This is a genomic window from Pseudomonas edaphica (assembly GCF_005863185.1).
Classification (GTDB): domain Bacteria; phylum Pseudomonadota; class Gammaproteobacteria; order Pseudomonadales; family Pseudomonadaceae; genus Aquipseudomonas; species Aquipseudomonas edaphica.
Genome location: NZ_VBVZ01000580.1, coordinates 1 through 3,848 on the forward strand (window position 1 = coordinate 1; position 3,848 = coordinate 3,848).

Genomic DNA, 3,848 nt, shown 5'->3' on the forward strand with positions numbered 1-3,848 from the left:
GGTCAACGGCCTGACCCTCGGGTCGGTCTACGGCCTGATCGCCATCGGCTACACAATGGTCTATGGCATCATTGGCATGATCAACTTCGCCCACGGCGAGGTTTATATGATTTCCGCTTACCTCGCGGCGATCAGTCTGGCACTGCTGGCTTACTTCGGCATCGAATCCTTCCCGCTGCTCATTCTCGGCACTCTGATCTTCACCGTGGTCGTCACCGGCGTGTACGGTTGGGTCATCGAGCGTGTCGCCTACAAACCGCTGCGCAACTCCACCCGACTGGCACCGCTGATCAGCGCCATCGGTATCTCCCTGATCCTGCAAAACTATGCGCAGATCGCTCAGGGCGCGAAACAACAAGGCATTCCAACCCTGCTGGCCGGCGCCTGGCGCGTCGATATCGGCACGGGCTTCGTGCAGTTGACCTACACCAAGGTGTTTATCCTGGTGGCCGCGTTTCTCGGCATGGGCCTGCTGACCTACATCATCAAATACACCAAGCTCGGCCGCATGTGCCGCGCCACCCAGCAAGACCGCAAGATGGCCTCGATCCTGGGCATCAACACCGACCGCGTGATCTCCTACGTGTTCGTCATCGGTGCCGCCATGGCCGCCCTGGCCGGCGTGCTGATCACCCTCAACTACGGCACCTTCGACTTCTATGCCGGCTTCATCATCGGCATCAAGGCATTTACCGCAGCGGTACTCGGCGGCATCGGCTCCCTGCCTGGGGCGATGTTGGGCGGGATCATCCTGGGTATCTCCGAGTCGCTGTTCTCGGGGTTGATCAACTCTGACTACAAAGACGTGTTCAGCTTCTCCCTGCTGGTGGTGATTCTGATCTTCCGTCCTCAGGGCCTGCTTGGTCGCCCACTCGTGGCTAAGGTGTAAACATGTCTGCTGCCAAATCTATCGATATCAAGAAAAGTGTGGTCGATACGGTCCTTGCCGGGCTGATTTCGTTGATCGTGTTCGGCCCGATCGTCGGCGTGGTCCTCGACGGCTATAGCTTTAACCTCGAGCCTGCGCGGGTGGCCACGTTGGTCGCCATCGTGATGGCCGGGCGCTTTGCCTTGAGCCTGTTCCTGCAAACCCCCAAGGGCGTGAAGATCCTGCAGGGTTTCGAGAGCAGTGGCTCCGGCGTGCACGTGTTGCCGCCGGACTACAAATCGCGGCTGCGCTGGATCATCCCGGCACTGATCGTGATCGCGATCGTGTTCCCGATCTTCGCCAACAAGTACCTGCTGACCGTGGTGATTCTCGGGCTGATCTACGTGTTGCTCGGCCTTGGCCTGAACATCGTGGTGGGCCTGGCCGGTTTGCTCGACCTGGGTTACGTGGCGTTCTACGCCATCGGCGCCTACGGCCTGGCGCTCGGTTATCAATACCTGGGCCTGGGCTTCTGGAGTGTGTTGCCCCTGGCGGCCATCGCTGCCGCGCTGGCGGGCTGCATACTCGGGTTCCCGGTGTTGCGAATGCACGGTGACTACCTCGCCATCGTGACCCTGGGCTTTGGTGAAATCATCCGCCTGGTGCTCAACAACTGGCTGTCGTTCACCGGTGGCCCCAACGGTATGCCGGTGCCTTCGCCGACTTTTCTCGGCCTGGAGTTCGGGCGCAAGGCCAAGGATGGCGGGATTCCGTTCCACGAGTTCTTCGGCATCGATTACAACCCCAACATCAAGTTCATGTTCATCTACATCGTGCTGTTCCTGGTGGTGCTGGCCGTGCTGTACATCAAGCACCGCCTGACCCGCATGCCAGTGGGCCGCGCCTGGGAAGCCTTGCGCGAAGATGAAATCGCCTGCCGTTCCATGGGCCTGAACCATGTACTGGTCAAGCTTTCGGCGTTCACCATCGGGGCCTCGACTGCGGGGCTGGCCGGGGTGTTCTTTGCCAGCTATCAGGGCTTCGTCAACCCGTCGTCGTTTACCTTCTTCGAGTCTGCGCTGATCCTGGCCATCGTGGTGTTGGGCGGCATGGGCTCGACAGTCGGTGTGGTGATTGCGGCGTTCGTCTTGACCGTCGCGCCGGAGTTGCTGCGCAGCTTCTCCGAGTACCGTGTGCTGCTGTTTGGCGTGTTGATGGTGGTGATGATGATTTGGCGGCCACGCGGGCTGATCCGCATCAGCCGAACCGGTGTGACCCCACGTAAAGGAGTGGCGCCATGAGCAAAGAAGTCGTCCTCTCAGTGGAACACCTGATGATGCACTTCGGTGGCATCAAGGCCTTGAGCGATGTGAGCCTCAAGGTCAAACGCAACTCGATCTTCGCCCTGATCGGCCCCAACGGCGCGGGCAAGACCACGGTGTTCAACTGCCTCACCGGCTTCTACAAAGCCAGCGGCGGCAAGATCGAACTGAACATTCGTGGCAAGCAGACCAACGTGATCCAGTTGCTCGGCGAACGCTTCAAGGCCGTCGACTTTGTATCGCCAAAAAGCTTCTTCAGCCGCGTGTACTACAAGATGTTCGGCGGCACCCACCTGGTCAACCGCGCAGGGTTGGCGCGGACCTTCCAGAACATTCGCCTGTTCAAGGAAATGTCGGTGCTGGAAAACCTGCTGGTGGCCCAGCACATGTGGGTCAACCGCAACATGCTGGCGGGCATCCTCAACACCAAGGGCTACCGCAAGGCCGAAAGCGATGCCCTCGACCACGCCTTCTATTGGCTGGAAGTGGTGGACCTGGTCGACTGCGCCAACCGCCTGGCCGGTGAGCTTTCCTACGGCCAGCAACGCCGCCTGGAAATCGCCCGCGCCATGTGCACCCGGCCGCAGATCATCTGCCTGGACGAACCGGCAGCGGGCCTCAACCCGCAGGAAACCGAAGCCCTCAGCGCGATGATTCGCCTGCTGCGCGACGAACACGACCTGACAGTGGTGCTGATCGAACACGACATGGGCATGGTGATGAGTATTTCCGACCACATCGTGGTGCTCGACCACGGCAACGTGATCGCCGAAGGCGGCCCGGACGCGATCCGCAACGACCCGAAAGTGATTGCCGCCTACCTGGGCGCAGACGAAGAGGAGCTGGTATGAGTGCACCTATCCTCGAAATGAAGGACCTGGACGTGTTTTACGGCCCGATCCAGGCCCTCAAAAAAGTCTCGCTGCACATTAACGAAGGCGAAACCGTGAGCCTGATCGGCTCCAACGGCGCGGGTAAATCCACGCTGCTGATGTCGATTTTCGGCCAGCCGCGCGCCGAGTCCGGGCAAATTCTGTACAACGGCGTCGACATTACCCACAAGTCGTCCCACTACATCGCCTCCAACGGCATTGCGCAGTCGCCGGAAGGGCGGCGGGTGTTCCCCGACATGACCGTCGAGGAAAACCTGCTGATGGGCACCATCCCGATTGGCGACAAGTATGCGCAGGAAGACATGCAGCGCATGTTCGAGCTGTTCCCGCGGCTCAAGGAGCGGCGCACCCAGCGCGCAATGACCATGTCCGGTGGTGAGCAGCAAATGCTCGCCATCGCCCGCGCGCTGATGAGCCGGCCCAAACTGCTGTTGCTGGACGAACCGAGCCTGGGCCTGGCGCCCATTGTGGTGAAGCAGATCTTTTCCACACTGCGCGAGCTGGCCGCCACCGGGATGACTATCTTCCTGGTGGAACAGAACGCCAACCACGCGCTGCGCCTGTCGGACCGGGCCTATGTGATGGTCAACGGCGAGATTCGCCTGACGGGCACCGGCAAGGAATTGCTGGTGAATGAGGAAGTGCGCAACGCCTACCTCGGCGGGCATTGATCTAAAGGCCTGACGCAATAACCCCATGTGGGAACCGGCTCTCTGTGGGAGCTGGCTTGCCTGCGATGCAAGCACCTCGGTCTTTCAGGTAGAC

Annotated in this window: 4 protein-coding genes; all 4 read left to right on the forward strand. The window is 60.5% G+C overall.

Going from position 1 to position 3,848, the window contains the following annotated elements; translation table 11 throughout:
* The coding region (locus tag FEM54_RS26885; RefSeq protein WP_138453688.1) for an ABC transporter permease subunit at positions 1 to 889 on the forward strand (889 nt) is incomplete at its 5' end.
* Between the two features lie 2 nt (positions 890 to 891).
* Positions 892 to 2,169, forward strand: coding sequence for a high-affinity branched-chain amino acid ABC transporter permease LivM (livM, locus tag FEM54_RS26890; RefSeq protein ID WP_017136077.1), 1,278 nt, complete (start codon positions 892 to 894; stop codon positions 2,167 to 2,169).
* A complete protein-coding gene (locus FEM54_RS26895; protein WP_017136078.1) occupies positions 2,166 to 3,041 on the forward strand; it encodes an ABC transporter ATP-binding protein in 876 nt (291 codons plus the stop codon). The genes livM and FEM54_RS26895 overlap by 4 nt, the downstream gene beginning before the upstream one ends.
* On the forward strand, positions 3,038 to 3,754 hold the full coding sequence (locus tag FEM54_RS26900) for an ABC transporter ATP-binding protein (protein ID WP_017136079.1): 717 nt from the start codon (positions 3,038 to 3,040) through the stop codon (positions 3,752 to 3,754). The genes FEM54_RS26895 and FEM54_RS26900 overlap by 4 nt, the downstream gene beginning before the upstream one ends.
* The last annotated feature ends 94 nt before the right edge of the window (positions 3,755 to 3,848 follow it).